Origin of the sequence: Stenotrophomonas sp. (assembly GCF_050737575.1) — a bacterium.
Classification (GTDB): Bacteria; Pseudomonadota; Gammaproteobacteria; order Xanthomonadales; family Xanthomonadaceae; genus Stenotrophomonas.
The window spans coordinates 395,195-411,255 of sequence record NZ_JBOHXW010000004.1; the positions used below are offsets into that span (position 1 = coordinate 395,195).

The window sequence follows — 16,061 nt, forward strand, 5'->3', positions numbered from 1 at the left end:
CGAGCCGTACGCATCCCGGGTTCCCGCCCGGTAGGGTTCGGCCTGAGTATTGCGAGCCATGCGCGCTTGTCTGGCGCGCTTCTTCCATACATGAACAACAAGACGCACCGCGAAGGGCGGCAACGTCATTACGAGGAGGTCGTCTACGCGGTCCGGGAAGAGGAGTGCTTCGGTGAACCGGCGGGGCCTGAGCCTTCCGCCGCACCGAGCCGCTACAGGCCGGCTGCGTGCAATAGCGCAAAGAGTAATCGCCAGAACCGGGCGGTGTCCAGCCTTGTGGGGCTAGACTTGTCACCGATCCATTCAGCGGACAAGGAGATAAACGCCCGTGTGGTACGTGATTGAAGGCTATGACGGCGAGCAGGTGCTGGCCGCGCGCATGCAGGCCAGGGCAGCGCACCTGGACCGGTTGAAGGCATTGCTTGACCAGGGAAGGCTTCTTTTGGCTGGTCCGTGTCCTGCCATTGACTCCGAAGACCCGGGCGAGGCTGGTTTCAGCGGCAGTGTGGTGATTGCCGAGTTCCCGGACCTGAACGCTGCCCGTGCCTGGGCGGACGCTGATCCGTATGTGGCCGCCGGCGTTTATGTACGCGTGGATGTGCGGCCCTTCCGCAAGGTGCTGCCATGAGCCGGGTAGACCAGATCCGCGCCGCGCTGCAGGCGGCGTTTGCCCCCGCACTGCTGGAGGTGGAAGACGACAGCCATCGTCATGCTGGCCATGCCGGGGCCCGTGACGGGCGCGGCCACTTCAATGTGCTGGTGGTGAGCGAGGTATTTGCCGGCAAGGCGCCGTTGGCCCGCCACCGTGCGGTGTATACGGCGGTGGGAACCATGATGGAGACCGACATCCACGCGCTGTCGATCAAGGCACTGACCCCGGCGGAGCATGCTGGCGGCGCGTGAGCCCGCTTGTCCGGCGATCCGCGCGGACAGGGAATGTCCTGTCATGGCCCAGCGCAGCATGACAAACGGTTTACAGATCGCTTTGAAAACGTTTACATTCCGCGCAACCGTGCTGCGGAGGGCATGACGGTGGCAAAACCGGCAATCACCATCAAGGATGTTGCCCGCGAGGCGAACGTCTCCGTTGCTACCGTGTCCCGTGCCCTCAATGGTCACGACAACGTCGCCGAGGCGGTGCGAGCACGGGTGTTGGAAGTCGCCAACCGGCTGCGTTACACCCCGCATGCCGCCGCGCGCAGCCTGAGCAGCCGCAGTACCCAGACCGTTGGGGTGGTGCTGCCTGACCTGCACGGCGAGTTTTTTTCCGAATTGATGCGCGGCATCGACGGTGTGGCCAGCGCCCACCGCCGGCACCTGCTCGTGTCCAGCTATCACGGCGACCCGCAGCAGCAACGCACGGTGCTGCAGGCCATGCGCGGTCGCGTGGACGGCCTGCTGCTGCTTTCGCCGTATGCCGGTGATCCCAGCTTCCTGCTGGAAAGCCTGCCTACGACCCTTCCGACGGTGTTGATCAACACGCCGCTGGACGATGGCCAGCATCCAATGTTCAGCATTGACGACCATGCCGGCGCGGTGACGATGACCGAGCATTTGTTGGCGCAAGGTCACCGCCATATCGCCTTCATCGGTGGCCCACCGCAAAACCACGATGCACAGGAACGCCTGCGTGGCTTCCGCGATGCCATGGCCGCACAGGCCGGTGGCAGTGAAGGGATTGAACTGCCCGGCGGCTTCGATGAAGCCAGCGGCCATCGTGCCGGTGTGGCCCTGCTGAAGCGTAAAACCCTGCCCGATGCGGTGTTCGCCGCCAACGACATGATGGCGCTGGGCTGTCTGTATGCCTTCAGCCAGGCCGGCGTGCGCGTCCCCGAGCAGGTGGCGTTGGCCGGCTTCGACGACATTCCGCTGGCACGCTTTGTTCACCCTGCTTTGACGACGATGCAGGTGAGCATCGCTGAGCTGGGCGAACGGGCAATGCAGCAGCTGGTGCTGCAGATAGACGATGAACACGCCAGCCCAACGCCTGGCGTCACCCTGATTCCCAGCCTGGTAGTGCGTGATTCGACCGCAGCCCGTGGTCCTTCCTGAGCCCGTGAACGCACTGGGACACCGCTTCAAACCAAATTCCTGGCAGTCCCTGACTGCCGCCGTGGAGAGAGTTGAACCATGAGAAATCCCCCTTTGAAGCATGTTCCGTCGCGCACCTTGCTGAGTTGCGCGTTGGCAGGCTGCCTGTTGCTGGGCGCCGCACCTGCATTTGCACAGAGCACCGGTGCCACCATTCGTGGCCAGGTGAGCGCTGATTCCACACCCGCCGCGCAGGCGCAGGTGACCGCCACCAACATCGCCACCGGCCTGAGCCGCAGCGTGAAGAGCAGCGCCAGCGGCGGTTACTCGCTGGCCGGTCTGCCGCCGGGCACTTACCGGGTTGACGTCAATGCAGGCGGCAAAACCAGCACCCAGAACATCACCGTGCAGGTCGGCCAGACCGCTACCGTGAATCTGGGGGTGGGCGGTGTGAGTGAAACCGCACAGGGCGGGGCGGCGACCACGCTGGATGCGGTGCAGGTCACTGCGCAGGCGGTGGTGGAAACCAAAACCTCGGAAGTGGCGACCTACGTTACCCAGAAGCAGTTGCAGGCATTGCCGCAGAATTCGCGCAACTTCCTGGCATTCGCCGACATCGTGCCGGGCGTGATGTTCAACACGGGCAACGAAGGTTCCACCTCGATCCGCAGCGGCGCCCAGCTCTCCAGCGGCGTCAATGTGTTCATCGATGGTGTCGGGCAGAAGGACTATGTGCTCAAGGGCGGCATTACCGGGCAGGACTCCAGTCGCGGCAATCCGTTTCCGCAGCTGGGCATTGCCGAGTACAAAGTTGTCACGTCGAACTACAAAGCCGAATATGACCAGCTGAGCAGCGCCGGCATCACTGCGGTCACACGCTCGGGCACCAACGAATTCCATGGCGATTTTTTCTGGGACAACGTCGCCAGCAGCTGGGTGGCAGACACCATTCGTGAAAGGGATGGTCGCGACATCAAGGCGCGCACCCATGACGAGCAGTACGGCGTGGCGCTGGGCGGCCCGCTGATCAAGGACAAACTGCACTTCTTCGTGACCTACGAAGCAAAGGATCGCAGCGATGCGCGCCAGGTGATTCCGGGCCGCCAGATATCAATCGAAGAACTGCCCGAGCGTTTCCAGGACGAGGCACGTTCCACCAACAACGCGCCGTTCAAGGAAGACCTGTACTTCGGCAAGTTGAGCTGGACGCCGGGCGATGCGCACCTGGTCGAGTTGACCATGAAGCGCCGCGAGGAAGATGAAGTCACCGGTGTGGGTGGCGTCAACCTGGCGTCATACGGAACCTTGAAGACCGGCGAAGAAACACGTATCGACCTGCGCCACCAGTTCAATGCAGCGAACTGGATGAACGATGCCCACATTACCTATGAAGACGCCAGCTTCGCGCCGCGCCCCATCAATCTGGACAACGGTTACAAGCTGTTTGTGCCACGTCGTGGTGAGGAACTCTTGAACAACCCGACGATGGAAGAGGTGATCAACCGCGGCGGTGGTGGTGATTTCCAGGAAAAGTCGCAGAAGGGCTATTCGTTCCAGAACGACTTCACCTTCTTTGGCTGGGAAGGTCATACCGTCAAGGCGGGCATCAAGTACAAGGACATCGATCTTTCCGCCTTCGAGCAGAGCCCGTACTCACCGCAGTTCCGTTATGACTTGAACCAGAGTCTGGACACACCTTATATGGTGCAGTTCACCGCATCGGGCAACGGTTACCCGACGTCGGTGGAGTCCAGTGTCAAACAGTTTGGCATCTACATTCAGGACGATTGGGAGGTCAACGAGCACCTCACCTTGAACCTCGGTTTGCGCTGGGATTACGAAACCAATCCAGCCTATGAAGACCATGTAACCCCGGCCGGGCTTGTATCCGCGCTGCAGGCATGGCCGAACATCAACAACGCAAATGTTGATTACGACTACAACAACTACATCAGCAACGGCCACAACCGCAGCGCCTTCAAGGATGGCTGGCAGCCGCGTGTGGGCTTCTCGTACGATCTCAATGGCGATCAGCGCCATGTGTTCTTCGGTGGCGCGGGCCGCTCGTACAACCGCAATCAGTTCGACTATCTGTCACTGGAAAAATACCGCCTCGCCTTCCAGCGTTACGAATACCAGTTCAATACGCCGGGCCATGCGTGTACGCCGGGGGCGGGCAGCAACTGCTACAACTTCGATCCGAGCATGTTCGATCCCGCCGTGCTGGCGCAGATGGCAGCAGCCAACCCGAACAACGGGAGCGAGGTGTTCCTGCTCAACAACGACATCAAGACGCCGTACTCCGACCAGTTCAGCATCGGTATGCGCAACGCGTTTTCGATGTGGGGGCACGACTGGAATTCGTCAGTGACCTTGATGCACGTGTTGAGTCACGACGGCATCCTTTGGACGATGGGCAACCGCTATCCCAATGGCGAGTACCGCAACAATCCTGCGGTCAACTGGGGCGGCCAGCCTTGGGGCGAGCAGTTGCCGGGATGGGGCCGGTTCTTCATCGGCAACAACGCGGTCGAAACGCGCCTGAATTCGCTGCTGCTGGCGTTGGACAAACCGTACACCACGGAATCCCATTGGGGTGTGAGCTTTGCCTACACCTACAGCGACGCCAAGGAAAACCGCAGCAATTCCGACACCTTCTCGTTCGACTACCCGAATCTGGACAACGTCGCGTTCACCCGCGCGCTCGGCATTCCAGAGCACCGTCTGGTAGCCACCGGCATTGTCGATTTCTGGGGGATTACGGGCTCGGCGAAGCTCGTCCTGGAAAGCCCAAAACTGGTTGAAGCGATCAATTGCTATTCCAGCAGCATTGCAGGTGACTGCGCGTTTGATCCGTTCAAGCCGGACAAAAAGATCGGCTACAAGCAGTTGGATCTGGCACTGCAGAAAGAATGGGATACGGGTACGGACTTGAAGCTGCGCGTGCGTGGTGACGTGCTCAACGTCTTCAACTGGCGCAATGTGCTCTCTTCCGAATATGCCAACTGGCGCGGCAATGCGGGAACGCCTGATCCGAACTATGGCAACCGGACGGGTGATGCGATTGCGCGTCCCACGCGGACGTTCAAGTTGTCGTTTGGTCTGACCTGGTGATTCACGTCCCGGCTGGCCGAAGGCCGGTCGGGCTACCGCGGTAAATGCGGTGCATCACCTTCTTTCATTTGCATTTCATGGATGTCGCCTTGAGCAAGTCATGCACCCCACAGTGGTTGGCCTGTGTCCTCGCCGGTTTCGGGCTGGCGCTGTTGGCGGGGTGCGGCAAAGCACCGGAACCGCCGATGCCAAAGGTACTGCCGCAGGTGATCCTGATCGAAGCGGATTTGCCGCCACGACCAATGAAGCCGGAACTGCCGCCGTTGTTCGACGACATCGAGCGGCGCACGTTCCAGTTCTTCTGGGACACCACCAATGAACAGAACGGGCTGACGCCGGACCGCTACCCATCGCGGCCATTCGCCAGCATTGCCTCGGTGGGCTTTGCGCTTACCGCGTATCCCATTGGCATCGAAAACGGCTGGGTAAGCCGCAACCAGGCCATTGATCGCACGCTGACCACGCTGCGTTTCTTCCGCGACCTGCCGAGCGGGCCGCAACGCACCGGCAAGGGAGCTTACAAGGGCTTCTACTACCACTTCCTGGACATGCAGGAGGGGCGTCGTTACGACAGTTGGGTGGAGCTCTCCAGCGTTGATACCGCGTTGCTGCTGATGGGCGTGCTGTTCGCCCAGTCGTACTACGACGGGGACGACGCGCGCGAGAAGGAAATCCGGCAGATCGCCGACACGATCTACAAGCGCGTGGACTGGCAGTGGCTGCAGCGCAACAAGCCGTTGGTGTCGATGGGCTGGTTCCCGGAGAGCGGCTTCATCCAGCACGACTGGATGGGCTACAACGAGGCGATGATGCTGTACATCCTCGCGCTGGGCTCGCCCACGCATGCGGTGGAGCCGGATGCCTGGACGGTGTGGTCGCGCACCTATGACAACGATTGGGGCGTGTATGAGGGGCAGGAATACCTGGCGTTCGGGCCCTTGTTCGGCCACCAGTACAGCCATGTCTGGATCGATTTCCGTGACATCCAGGATCCTTACATGCGCGAACGCGGCATCGACTATTTCCTCAACAGTCGCCGCGCCACGCTCGCCCAGCGTGAGTACGCCATCGAGAACCCAATGCAGTGGCGCGAGTACAGCGCCAATGTCTGGGGTTTGACCGCAGGTGACGGCCCGCAGAACACCACCCAGGAATACCGCGGCGAGCAGCGCCAGTTCCGCCATTACTCGGCGCGTGGTGCAGGCCTGCGCGAGAACTTCGATGACGGCACCATCGTGCCGTCGGCGGCCATTTCTTCATTGCCGTTCGCGCCGGAAGTGGTGATTCCCGCCACCGTTGAAATGCACAAGCGCTTCGGTGACTACCTGTATTCCAGCTACGGCTTTCTGGACTCGTTCAACCCCAGCTTCAACTACGACATCCCGCTCAAGACCGGGCGTTTGATTCCCGAGCGCGGTTGGGTGGCCAGTGATTACATCGCCATCGACCAGGGGCCGATCCTTACCGGCATTGCCAACTACCGCAATGAATTTGTGTGGGAGGTGATGAAGAAGAATCCGTACATCCGCAAGGGCTTGGAGCGCGCCGGTTTCACCGGCGGCTGGCTGGCACCGGAAGACAGTTTCCAGCCGCTGCAGAAGGACGAAAAAGCCGCCTCTGCACGGGCAGCAGGCATCGCCGAATCGCGCGCTGCCGCTGCTGCCGAACAGAAGGCGGCAACCGTTGTACCGCCCGCTTCCAAGCCGAAGCAGTGAGCCGCTGATGATCCGCGCGCTGGCCATGATGTTGTTGACGCTGGTGGTGGCCGGCTGCGGCAAATCGCAGGAAGGCACCACGCTGCGCTTCTGGGCGATGGGCCGAGAGGCCGAAGTCGTGGGTGAGTTGATTCGCGAATTCGAGGCCGAGAACCCCGGCATCCGTGTCGAAATCCAGAACATTCCGTGGACCGCTGCGCACGAAAAACTGCTCACCGCCTATGCCGCCGACGGGCTGCCGGATGTCTGCCAACTGGGCAATACCTGGATCGCCGAGTTCGCCATGCTGCAGGCGCTCACGCCATTGCAGTCGTATGTGGATGCCTCGTCGGTGGTGAAGCCACTGGATTACTTCCCCGGTATCTGGGACACCAATGTGGTGGACGGGCAACTGGTTGGCGTGCCGTGGTACGTGGACACGCGCCTGCTGTTCTATCGCAAGGATCTGCTGCGGCAAGCCGGCTTCGATCACCCACCGCGCACCTGGGCCGAATGGGATCAGATGAATGCTGCGCTGAAGCAGTTGATGGGGCCGAATCGCTATCCGGTACTGATGCCGCTCAACGAATTCGAGCCACAACTGTCGTTCGCGTTGCAGCAAAGTGATCCCTTGCTGCGCGAGCAGGACACGCGGGGTAATTTCCGCAGCCCCGGCTTCCGCCGCACGCTGGCGTTCTACGACAACATGTTCGAGCAGGGCTGGGCGCCGAAGATGTCCGAGACGCAGATATCCAATGTCTGGGACGAGTTCTTCCGTGGCTTCACCGCGTTCTATCTATCCGGCCCGTGGAATATCCGCGAGTTCCGCCAGCGCCAGCCGGCCAGCCTGGAAGGCGAGTGGGGCACTACCGCACTGCCGGGGCCGAATGGTCCGGGTGCGGGTATTGCCGGCGGCACCAGTCTGGTGGTGATGCGTTCGTCGCAGAAGAAAGAAGCGGCATGGAAGTTGATTGAATTTCTGTCGCGGCCGGCCATCCAACAGCGGTTCTACACCATCATCGGCGACTTGCCGCCGCGCCGCAGTGCCTGGGATTCGCCGGAGCTGACGAGCGATCCACTGACGGCGGCATTTGCGGATCAGTTGGAGCGGGTCAAGCCCACGCCAAAGGTGCTGGAGTGGGAACGTATCGCCCAGCAGATGCGCATCGTCACCGAGCAGGTCGTGCGTGGTGGATTGTCGCAGGACAAGGCGGTGGAGCAGTTGGACCAGCAGGTGGACGATATTCTCGCCAAGCGCCGTTGGCTGGTTGAGCAGCGTGCTGAGGCGGCAGAAGCGGCTGCGGCGGAGCGTGCGCGATGAAGCAGCGTTCGCTTGCCGGCTGGTTGTTCGCGGCACCGGCCCTGATTGTGATCGGCGTGTTCTTTGGCCTGCCGGTATTGTCGGCATTGGCCTTGAGCCTGACCGACTTCGACCTGTACGCACTGGCTGATCCGCACAACCTGCGCTTTGCGGGGCTGGGGAATTACATCGACCTGCTGCAGACGCCGATGTTCTGGAAGGCGCTGGGCAATACCGCGTATTTCGTGGTGGTGGGTGTGCCGCTGTCGATTGGTTTGTCGCTGGGCGCGGCAATGCTGCTCAATGCGCCGGCAGCCCGTTTCAAAGCTTTGTTCCGCACGGCCTTGTTCGCGCCGGTGGTGACCACGCTGGTCGCGGTGGCGGTGATCTGGCGCTATCTGTTCCACACCCGCTACGGTTTGGTGAACTGGGGGCTGGGGCAGGTCGGCATCAATCCTGTGGATTGGTTGGGCGACCCGCATTGGGCAATGCCGACCATCATTGGCTTCGCCGTGTGGAAAAACTTCGGCTACAACATGGTGATCTTCCTGGCCGGCTTGCAGGCCATTCCGAAGGATCTATACGAAGCGGCGCGCATCGACGGCGCCTCGCGCTGGCAGCAGTTTCTGCACATCACCTTGCCGATGCTGGGTCCGGTGTTGCTGGTAGTCGGCGTGATTACCGTATCCGGCTATTTCCAGCTGTTCGCCGAGCCGTATGTGATGACCCGCGGTGATCCGCTGCAAAGCACGGTAAGTGTTCTGTATTTCATGTTCGAGGAAGGCTTCAAGTGGTGGAATCTGGGTCGCGCTTCAGCGGTGGCGTTCCTGTTGTTCCTGATCATCCTGGCGGTGACCACGCTGATGTTGCGTTTGGGAAAACGCCGGGAGCTGGTATGAGCAGGGGGCAGCCATGAGCCGCGAAATCGGGCAATCGCGTTGGCACGCGTGGTGGGTCAATGGTGGGCTGGGTTTACTTGCGTTGGTCAGCTTGGCGCCGCTGCTGTGGATGGTGTCGGTGTCGTTCATGCCCAGCGGGCAGGCGTCGCAATTTCCGCCGCCGCTGCTGCCGGCGCAGACCACCGTGGCCAACTACCAGGCCTTGTTCGCACGCACCGGCATGGGCGGCAACTTCATCAACAGCCTGTTGGTGTCGGTGGGCATTACGTTGGGCTCGTTGCTGTTCAATACGCTGGCCGGTTATGCCTTCGCCAAACTGCGCTTTGCCGGCCGCGAGCGGATATTCCAGATGCTGCTGGCAGCGCTGGTGATTCCGGCGCAGGTGGTGATGTTGCCGTTGTTCCTGCTGATGAAACAGATGGGCTTGGTCAACACGTTTGGCGGCGTGGTGATTCCGGCCTTGGCCAGCGTGTTCGGGATTTTTCTGGTGCGGCAGTACGCGCGCTCCATTCCCGATGAGCTGCTGGAAGCGGCGCGTATCGATGGTGCCAGCGAGGCGCGCATCTTCTTCCAGATCGTGTTGCCGATGCTCAAGCCGGTGCTGGTGACCTTGGCCATTTTCACCTTCATGGGCGCATGGAATGACTTCATGTGGCCGCTGATCATATTGACCGACCAGGAGCACTACACGCTGCCAGTGGCACTGGCCAGCCTGTCGCGCGAGCACATCATGGATGTGGAAATGATGATGGCCGGCGCGGTGGTCACGGTGCTACCGGTGCTGCTGCTGTTCCTGCTGCTGCAGCGCTATTACATACAAGGCTTGCTGCTGGGTAGCATCAAGGGATGAGTGGACGTGGCAGCGGTGTATTACGCCGTCACGGTTCTGCTGTTTGGCAGTGAAACAACGGTCACGCAGGGCGTCTTTCTCTGCGAAAATCCGGCCCGGATTGTTGGGCATGAATCGAGATGCTGGTGATGAGTAAGCGCGTCGTCTGTTTGCTGTTTCTGGTGTTGCTGAGCGTGACCGTGCCGGCGACGGCAGCGGTGTTGGCGAAGTTTGATGACATCAGCGCCTGGCAACTGATTACTTCGCCGCAGGTCAGCGGTTCGCTGCGGCCGGTGAGCGGAAACAACGGCCGCGCGTTGTGCCTGGATTACGACTTCCACGAAGTATCTGGCTATGTCGGTATCCGCCGCGAGATCGATATCACCTGGCCGGAGAACTATCAGGTTTCTTTCGAGCTGCGCGGTGATTCGCCGGCCAACGACCTGCAGTTCAAGTTGATCGATGGCAGTGGCGACAATGTCTGGTGGGTCAACCGCACCGGCTATCAGTTTCCCAAGCGTTGGACGCGGGTGGATTACCGCAAACGACATATTGAAAAGGCATGGGGCCCGGGCGAAGACAAAACCCTGCGGCGCAGTGCGGCGGTGGAATTCACCATTTACAGCAAGGTTGGCGGTCGCGGCACGGTGTGCTTCGACCAGTTGACCCTGCAGCCGCTGCCGAAAGAAGACACCACGGCGCTGACCACGGCAGTCATCGCCGACACCGCCACCGCGTTGCAGCAGCGCATCGCCGACGGCAAGCCGGATACGTTCTGGATCAGCGGCGGCGTCAAGCAGCAGACCATCAGCCTGGATCTGGGCAAGGTGCGCGAATTCGGCGGCGCGGTGGTGCAATGGGTGCCGGGTTTGGAGGCGTCGCACTATGTGGTGCAGGCTTCGAGCGACGGACGCGATTGGCACAAGCTGCGCGAAGTGACCACCGGCGGCGGTGGCCGCGATTGGCTGGCGCTGCCGGAGACCGAGGCGCGCTATCTGCGCTTTGATCTGGAAGACGGCCCGAGCTGGCGCTACGGCATTCGCGACATCAGTCTCAAGCCGCTTTCGTTTGCGAACACGCCGAACGACTTCATCCGCTCGGTCGGCGCAGATCTGCCGCGCGGTTCACTGCCGCGTGGCTTCAGCGGTGAGCAGCCTTATTGGACGCTGCTCGGGCTGGACGGCGGCCGCGAGCAGGCGTTGATGAGCGAGGACGGTGCGCTGGAAGCGGCCAAATCCGGCTTCAGCATCGAGCCGTTCGTGGTGCTCGATGGCAAGGTGCTGGGCTGGGCCGATGTGAGCGCCAGTCAATCCTTGCAGGACGGCTATCTGCCGGTGCCGTCGGTCGATTGGAAGCACGACCAGTTCGGCTTGCGGGTAACCGGCTTTGTGCAGGGACGCCCGGATCAAGCGCAATTGGTTGCGCGTTATCGGCTGAGCAACACCGACAAAGTGGCGCACGAATACACGCTGGCGTTGGCGGTTCGCCCGTTCCAGGTCAACCCGCCCAGCCAGTTCCTCAACACCGTGGGCGGCGTCAGTCGCATCGAACGCCTCGCCATGCAGGACGGGCAAGTGTCGGTGAATGGCCAGCCGCGAGCGTTCGCGGTCACCAAGCCGGATCAAACCTTCGCCAGCACCTTCGACGCCAAGCTGGACGTCACGCATCTGGCCGACAAGCACCTGCCCGGCACGCATGAAGTGAGCGATCCCACCGGATTGGCATCCGGCGCCATGCTGTACACGCTGAAGCTTGATCCGGGGCAGAGCAGGGAAGTGGCGTTGGTGTTGCCGCAGACCGGTGAATGGCGCATGCCAGCCGGCTTCGATGCAGACAAGGCGCAGCAGCAGGTTGCGGCGATGTGGCGGCAGAAACTGGGGCAGGTGCAGCTGCAGCTGCCCGACGCTGGTAAGCCGCTGGCAGACACGCTGCGCACGGCGCTGGCGCACATGCTGATCTCGCGCGTCGGCCCCAGCCTGCAACCCGGCACGCGCTCGTACGCACGCAGCTGGATCCGTGATGGCGCGATGATTTCCGAAGGCCTGCTGCGCATGGGCCGCGACGATGCCGTGCGTCAGTACGTGGACTGGTACGCGCCGTATCAATTCGAGAGCGGCATGGTGCCGTGCTGCGTGGATGCACGCGGCAGCGATCCGGTGCCGGAGAACGACAGCCACGGCGAGTTGATCTACACCATCGCCGAGTACTGGCGTCACACCGGCGATCTCGCATTTCTGCAACGCATGTGGCCGCATGTGCAGGGTGCGTGGAAGTACATGGAAACGCTGCGCCTGAGCGAGCGCACCGAGGAGAACCGCGCGCGCCATCCCGGCTTCTACGGAATGATGCCGGCCTCGATCAGTCACGAAGGCTATTCGGCCAAGCCGGTGCATTCGTACTGGGATGATTTCTGGGCATTGCGTGGTTACAAGGACGCGGCCGACATGGCTGCGGCCTTGGGGCTGGAAGAAGAAGCGCTGGCGATGTCCGCTTCGCGCGACGAGTTCCGTCAGGATCTGAATGACTCGCTGCTGGCGACCATGCAGTCACACAAGATTGATTTCCTGCCGGGCTCGGTGGAGTTGGGTGATTTCGATGCCACCTCAACCACGATCGCGTTGGCGCCGGGCGGCGAACAGGGGCGACTGCCGCAGCCCGCGTTGAACAACACCTTCGAGCGCTATTGGGCGCACTTCGTCGAGCGCCGCGACGGCAAGCGCCAGTGGAAGGATTACACGCCCTACGAATGGCGCAATGTGGCCGCGTTCGTGCGATTGGGTTGGCGTGCGCGCGCCAATGAAGCCAGCGACTACTTCTTCAAGGATCGCGCACCGCAGGGCTGGAACCAGTGGGCCGAAGTGGTGTCCTCGACACCGCGCAAACCGTTCTTCGTCGGTGACCTGCCACACGCTTGGGTCGCATCGGATTTCGTGCGTTCTGCATTGGACATGTTTGCCTACGAGCGCGAGGTGGACAGCGCGATCGTGTTGGCAGCCGGCGTGCCGGCGGCATGGTTGAGCGGCAAAGGCATCGCCATCGACGGTCTGCACACCGCGCACGGCACAGTGAAGTACAGCCTGGTGCGCAGCGACAAGCAGCTGACTTTGCAGGTTCCAGAAGGCCTGCAGCTGCAAGCCGGAGGGTTGGTGTTGCCGTGGCCGTACGAAGGCACGCCGGGCGCGGCAACCATCAACGGTGAACCGGCCGAATGGATGGCCAACGAGCTTCGCATTACCGCATTGCCGGCCAAGGTGGAGATTGAGATTCCGTCGGAGTTGCGCCGCAGTGAGCGGGCCAGGCGCTAACGGGGCGGTCTTTCCCCCTCTCCCCAACCCCTCTCCCGCGAGGGGAGAGGGGCTTTAAAGCTGCAGTTGCTCAATTGAGCCTCAACATGACGTACACCGAGCCCCTCTCCCCTTGCGGGAGAGGGGTTGGGGAGAGGGGGAGCTGCCAAGCATCAGCACTCGCCAAACTCAACAATCCCTCAAATAAAAACTGCGCCTCGAACTCCGAGGCGCAGGTCAGTAGACGGAGGGAGAGGGAGATCTACCGTCGTACCTGTAAAACTCAGGCCGTGCGTGCGCGCTTGACGATTTCCGCCGCGGCCGCGGCTGATTGCTTCACCGCATCCCATTGGCCTTCGCGGATCCAGCTGTCCTGCACCATCCACGAACCGCCGATGCAGACCACGTTCTTCTGCGACAGATAGTCGCCTGCGGTTGCTTCGGTGATGCCGCCGGTGGGGCACAGCTTCAATTCGGGAATCGGTCCGGCAACGCCTTTGATCATCGCCAGCCCGCCCACGGCGGTAGCCGGGAACAACTTGCAGATGCGGAAACCGCGTGCGACCAGCGCCAGCAGCTCGGTCGGCGTTGCGGCGCCGGGGACCACCGGCAACGGCGCGTTGGCGAGCGCGTCGACCATGTGCGCAGGCGTGCCCGGCGTCACCAGAAAATCCGCGCCGGCATCAATGGCACGCTGCATCTGCTCGACGGTCAGTACCGTGCCCGCACCGACCACCACATCCGGCAGTTCGCGCTTGAGCATGGCCAGTGCTTCCATCGCCACCGGCGTGCGCAGGGTCAGTTCGATGGCCGGCAGGCCGCCTTCCAACAGCGCCGCGCTGACCGCGCGCGCCTGGTCCAGCGTGTGGACGGTGACCACCGGCAGGATGCCTGCGGCGGTAAGAAGCTGCTCGGCGCGGTCCTGATGTTGGGCAATGCTCATCGTGTTCCTCTACTGATACGGAGAGTGCGCCGCGTCGTGGCGGCGCGCGGGGATCATGCGTCCTTGGCTTCGTGCGGTGCGCCAGCGGCGGCCGCATCGTGGCCAAGGTCGTATTCGGCGTCGTATTCCCACACGCTGCCATCCGGACGCGCCGGGCCGCACGAGATCGACACTGCGCCCTGATCGGCCGGGCCCACCATGCGGCGGTTCATCGCGAACAGATTGCGGCCCATGTCATTGCCGGCCGGTGCAGTGTTGGCGGCGATGCCGCGTGACGCCCATTCCGCAGCGTCCACCAGCACTTCCAGCGTGCCGGCTTCACCGTCCAGACGAATGATGTCGCCTTCGCGCACGCGGGCGATGGAACCGCCACGCGCCGCTTCCGGTGTGACGTGGATCGCGGCCGGGATCTTGCCCGACGCACCCGACAAACGACCGTCGGTAACCAGCGCAACGCGTCGGCCTTGGTTCTGCAGCAGGCCCAGTAGCGGCGCCAGCGAATGCAGTTCCGGCATGCCGTTCGCGCGCGGGCCCTGGTAACGCACCACGGCGACGAAGTCGTGTGGCAGGGCACCGGCGGCGTGCAATTTGTTCAACACCTGTGGCGCATCCACCACCACGGCCGGGGCTTCGATGGTGCGGTACTGCGGCTTCACTGCCGAGAGCTTGATCAGCGAGCTGCCGATGTTGCCCTTGAGCAGGCGCAGGCCACCTTGTGCCTCGAACGGGTTGGACGCCGGGCGCACCGCGTCTTCATCGGCGCTCTCGGCCACGGCGGGGGCATAGCTCACCTTGCCGTCGATCAGGCGCGGTTCCTGCGCGAATGCGCGCATGCCGCCTTCGGCAATGGTGGCCAGGTCGTCATGCATCAAACCGGCATCCATCAGCTCGCGGAACACGAAGCCCGGGCCGCCAGCGGCGGCGAAGCGGTTCACGTCGGCCTCGCCGTTCGGGTAGACGCGGGCCAGCAACGGCACGATCTGCGACAGCTCGTCCATGTCATCCCACGTCAATACGATGCCGGCGGCACGCGCCACGGCAATCCAGTGAATGGTGTGATTGGTGGAGCCGCCGGTGGCCATCAATGCGACCACGGCGTTGACGATGGCGCGTTCGTCGATCAAGTGACCGAGCGGACGGAAGTCGTCGCCGAGCGCGCAGATTTCCAGCGCACGCACGCTGGCGGCGCGGGTCAGCGCATCACGCAGCGGCATTTCCGGGTTGACGAACGAAGCGCCCGGCAGCTGCACGCCCATCGCTTCCAGCAACACCTGGTTGGAGTTGGCGGTGCCGTAGAACGTGCAGGTGCCAGGGCCGTGATAAGACGCCGACTCGGCTTCCAACAGTTCTTCGCGGGTAGCTTCGCCAGCGGCGTAGCGCTCGCGCACTTCGGCTTTCTGCTTGTTGGGAATGCCCGGCGTCATCGGGCCGGCTGGCACGAACACCGCCGGCAGATGGCCGAAGGCGAGTGCGCCAATCAACAGGCCCGGCACAATCTTGTCGCACACGCCCAGATAGACCGTGGCATCGAACATGTCATGGCTCAGGCCAATCGCGGTGGCCTGGGCAATGATGTCGCGCGAGAACAGCGACAGCTCCATGCCGCCACGGCCTTGAGTGACACCGTCGCACATGGCCGGCACGGCGCCAGCGACCTGCGCGGTGGCGCCCATTTCGCGTGCGGCCTGACGCATCAACTCCGGGTAATGCTCGAACGGCTGGTGTGCCGAGAGCATGTCGTTGTAGGCGGTGATGATGCCGAGGTTGGGCGTTACGTCGCCGCGCAGCCGGCCCTTGTCGGTCGGCCCGCACGCAGCAAATGCGTGTGCCAGATTGCCGCAGCTCAGGCGGGAGCGGAACGGACCCTCACGCAGGGCGGCATCGATGCCGGCCAGATACGCCGCGCGCGAAGGGGCGCTGCGCTGGCGGATGCGTTCGGTGATGGCGTGGATTTTAGGATGCATGGC

11 protein-coding genes are annotated in these 16,061 nt (G+C 62.6%); 9 read left to right on the forward strand and 2 right to left on the reverse strand.

Annotated features, from left to right (window positions below; genetic code table 11):
- Positions 1–328: 328 nt before the first annotated feature.
- From ACREP4_RS10400 to ACREP4_RS10440, 9 genes are all read left to right on the forward strand, one after another.
- Positions 329–628 carry a YciI family protein gene (locus ACREP4_RS10400; RefSeq protein WP_431596101.1) on the forward strand — a complete coding sequence of 100 codons (300 nt, stop codon included), beginning with the start codon at positions 329–331 and terminating at the stop codon, positions 626–628.
- Positions 625–903: a BolA family protein gene (locus tag ACREP4_RS10405; protein ID WP_431596102.1), complete on the forward strand. Its 279-nt coding sequence runs from the start codon at positions 625–627 to the stop codon at positions 901–903. Before ACREP4_RS10400 ends, ACREP4_RS10405 begins: the two co-directional genes overlap by 4 nt.
- 129 nt (positions 904–1,032) lie before the next feature.
- Positions 1,033–2,052: a LacI family DNA-binding transcriptional regulator gene (locus ACREP4_RS10410; RefSeq protein ID WP_431596161.1), complete on the forward strand. Its 1,020-nt coding sequence runs from the start codon at positions 1,033–1,035 to the stop codon at positions 2,050–2,052.
- A 78-nt stretch (positions 2,053–2,130) separates the two neighbouring features.
- Positions 2,131–5,145 (forward strand): TonB-dependent receptor domain-containing protein, encoded by a 3,015-nt coding sequence (locus ACREP4_RS10415; RefSeq protein WP_431596103.1) that lies wholly within the window; start codon positions 2,131–2,133, stop codon positions 5,143–5,145.
- Positions 5,146–5,330: 185 nt separating this feature from the next.
- The gene (locus ACREP4_RS10420; RefSeq protein ID WP_431596104.1) at positions 5,331–6,860 is read left to right on the forward strand and encodes a glucoamylase family protein; all 1,530 of its coding nucleotides are present in this window, start codon (positions 5,331–5,333) and stop codon (positions 6,858–6,860) included.
- Between the two features lie 7 nt (positions 6,861–6,867).
- A complete protein-coding gene (locus ACREP4_RS10425) occupies positions 6,868–8,160 on the forward strand; it encodes a sugar ABC transporter substrate-binding protein (RefSeq protein WP_431596105.1) in 1,293 nt (430 codons plus the stop codon).
- A complete protein-coding gene (locus ACREP4_RS10430) occupies positions 8,157–9,038 on the forward strand; it encodes a carbohydrate ABC transporter permease (RefSeq protein WP_431596106.1) in 882 nt (293 codons plus the stop codon). The genes ACREP4_RS10425 and ACREP4_RS10430 overlap by 4 nt, the downstream gene beginning before the upstream one ends.
- Positions 9,039–9,051: 13 nt before the next feature.
- The gene (locus tag ACREP4_RS10435; RefSeq protein WP_431596107.1) at positions 9,052–9,888 is read left to right on the forward strand and encodes a carbohydrate ABC transporter permease; all 837 of its coding nucleotides are present in this window, start codon (positions 9,052–9,054) and stop codon (positions 9,886–9,888) included.
- 128 nt (positions 9,889–10,016) lie between these two features.
- Positions 10,017–13,172, forward strand: a complete 3,156-nt coding sequence (locus ACREP4_RS10440) for a discoidin domain-containing protein (protein WP_431596108.1) — start codon at positions 10,017–10,019, stop codon at positions 13,170–13,172.
- 262 nt (positions 13,173–13,434) lie between these two features.
- On the opposite strand, the gene eda is transcribed toward ACREP4_RS10440, so the two are convergent.
- Both eda and edd read right to left on the reverse strand, forming a co-directional pair.
- Positions 13,435–14,094, reverse strand: coding sequence for a bifunctional 4-hydroxy-2-oxoglutarate aldolase/2-dehydro-3-deoxy-phosphogluconate aldolase (gene eda, locus ACREP4_RS10445; protein ID WP_431596109.1), 660 nt, complete (start codon positions 14,092–14,094; stop codon positions 13,435–13,437).
- A gap of 53 nt (positions 14,095–14,147) precedes the next feature.
- Positions 14,148–16,058 (reverse strand): phosphogluconate dehydratase, encoded by a 1,911-nt coding sequence (gene edd, locus ACREP4_RS10450; protein WP_431596110.1) that lies wholly within the window; start codon positions 16,056–16,058, stop codon positions 14,148–14,150.
- Positions 16,059–16,061: the final 3 nt, after the last annotated feature.

Coding starts and splice junctions, on each gene's coding strand:
- ACREP4_RS10405 (WP_431596102.1), top strand. CDS start 625: ATGAGCCGGGTAGACCAGATCCGCGCCGCGCTGCAGGCGGCGTTTGCC.
- edd (WP_431596110.1), bottom strand. CDS start 16,058: ATGCATCCTAAAATCCACGCCATCACCGAACGCATCCGCCAGCGCAGC.
- ACREP4_RS10415 (WP_431596103.1), top strand. CDS start 2,131: ATGAGAAATCCCCCTTTGAAGCATGTTCCGTCGCGCACCTTGCTGAGT.
- ACREP4_RS10425 (WP_431596105.1), top strand. CDS start 6,868: ATGATCCGCGCGCTGGCCATGATGTTGTTGACGCTGGTGGTGGCCGGC.
- ACREP4_RS10440 (WP_431596108.1), top strand. CDS start 10,017: ATGAGTAAGCGCGTCGTCTGTTTGCTGTTTCTGGTGTTGCTGAGCGTG.
- ACREP4_RS10435 (WP_431596107.1), top strand. CDS start 9,052: ATGAGCCGCGAAATCGGGCAATCGCGTTGGCACGCGTGGTGGGTCAAT.
- ACREP4_RS10420 (WP_431596104.1), top strand. CDS start 5,331: ATGCCAAAGGTACTGCCGCAGGTGATCCTGATCGAAGCGGATTTGCCG.
- ACREP4_RS10430 (WP_431596106.1), top strand. CDS start 8,157: ATGAAGCAGCGTTCGCTTGCCGGCTGGTTGTTCGCGGCACCGGCCCTG.
- eda (WP_431596109.1), bottom strand. CDS start 14,094: ATGAGCATTGCCCAACATCAGGACCGCGCCGAGCAGCTTCTTACCGCC.